Genomic DNA, 1874 nt, shown 5'->3' with positions numbered 1-1874 from the left:
GAGGAATCTGAACGCAAAAATATTATCCTTGGTGAGGCCAGCTTCATTAGAGCCGCGCTTACATTTGAAATGACTCAATACTGGGGTGAAATTCCTATTATCGATCAAGCTAAATTCAAGGAGTATGGCACCAAGCGTCAACCGTTAAATATGGTTTACAATTTCATCATTGCCGATTTGGAGAATGCAGTTAAATATTTGCCTGTAAGCCAAACCGACAAGAGGAGGGCCACTAAGGGGGCTGCCCAGGCTTTACTTGGAAAAGTYTATTTGTATGCTCCTGAAGCCTCTGGAGCAAAAGATTATGCAAAGGCGAGAGATATGTTTAAACAGGTTGTAGAAAATGGAGGTTATAGTCTTGTACCTAAATATGCTGATCTATGGGATCCAACCAAACAGAACACTACTGAATCCATTTATGAATTTAAGTTCAACAATGTTTATCCAGACAACAACCAAACACAATGGCAAATGGGTTCGCGCTCATTAGCTGAAGTAGACCAGTATTGCTATTTTGGTGGTTATGACTTAATGGTTCCTACCAAATACTGTTATCAGACTACAGCAGATGGCGGTGTATGGGAAGACGGGGACGTTAGAAAAAACGAAAGTATCCGCTATGATTTCACCTACAAAGGTAAGGTCCCAACGTTAAATCCAGCATTTGGAGGTGATGAGCTTGATCCTCACGTTAAGAAATTTGAAGATCCGAGAACAGAGGGCACACTTAGCTTCTGGCTATCAGGGAAAAACATATTTTATCTGCGTTATGCAGACATTCTGTTATGCTATGCTGAAACATTAAATGAAACAGGCGCCACTTCGCAAGCTGTGGATCTAATTAATAGCACCATTAGAACAAGGGCCTGGAACGGTAATTTGCCAGCAGATAAAAGATGGAATGCAGGTATGTCTCAACAAGACTTCAGAACGAATATCATGGACGAAAGGATGCGCGAGCTGTGTTTCGAAGGATGGAGACGGATGGATCTAATCAGAACAGGTAAACTGGTTGAGCTTGCAAAACAAAGAAATAAATGGACCAAAGAATCTGGAAGTATCCAGGAATATCATAACCGCTATCCAATTCCATTGCAGGAGATCAAACAGAACGACGACATAAGTGAATCAGATCAAAACCCTGGCTACTCAAACAATTAAGGATAATGAGCAGCAGCATATCGCGGAAGTCTTGGGGTAACTTTAAAAATAAAGACATCTATCTCTTTAAAATAGAGAATAAAACCGGTGCCTTTGTGGAACTAACAAATTATGGTGCTACAGTTGTTTCAATTGTAGTGCCAGATAAAAACAATGGGTTAGGCAATGTTATCCTGGGGTTTCCTGAGTTGCAGGGTTATCTGGAAGATATTTGTTATGTAGGTTCAACGGTAGGGCGGTTTGCCAATAGAATTGCACGAGCAAGCTTTAATCTGGATGGCATTGATTATCAGCTCGAGGCAAATAGCAACGGCAATTCTAATCACAGCGCGTCAGCTGGTGTTAATAGTAAAGTTTTTGATTATATTGTAGATGATGACAGATTAATTTTCAAGATATTAAGTAGAGATGGAGAAGGAGGTTTCCCTGGTAATCTTACTTTGGAAGTCTGTTATCAATGGACAAGTGATAATGCGCTTTTAATAACATATACTGCAATAACCGACAGGAAAACCATAGTCAATATTACAAACCATTGTTATTTTAACTTGTCGGCCATTGCAGATCGAAATTTCCTAAATCACCGCCTTAAGATCAATGCGAAAAGTATGCTGGAATCAGCGGCCGATTATATCCCAACAGGTAGGCTTGTAAGAACAAACGGTAGCGAGCTAAACGATCTAAAGGGAATAAATACCTATTATGTATTAGAT

Annotated in this window: 2 protein-coding genes; both read left to right on the top strand. The window is 39.9% G+C overall.

From position 1 onward, the window contains the following. Nucleotides 1-1161 (top strand): RagB/SusD family nutrient uptake outer membrane protein (locus tag AC1DG9_RS26560; protein ID WP_477635631.1); only part of this gene is annotated, 1161 nt, incomplete at its 5' end. Nucleotides 1162-1166: 5 nt separating this feature from the next. Further along, nucleotides 1167-1874, top strand: a 708-nt coding sequence (locus tag AC1DG9_RS26555; protein WP_477635630.1) for an aldose epimerase family protein, incomplete at its 3' end; no start/stop codon positions are given.

It is taken from the genome of Pedobacter sp. 05L430 (assembly GCF_056397585.1).
The sequence above is the reverse complement of the archived record's forward strand: the minus strand, read 5'-3'. Positions and strand labels throughout refer to the sequence as shown.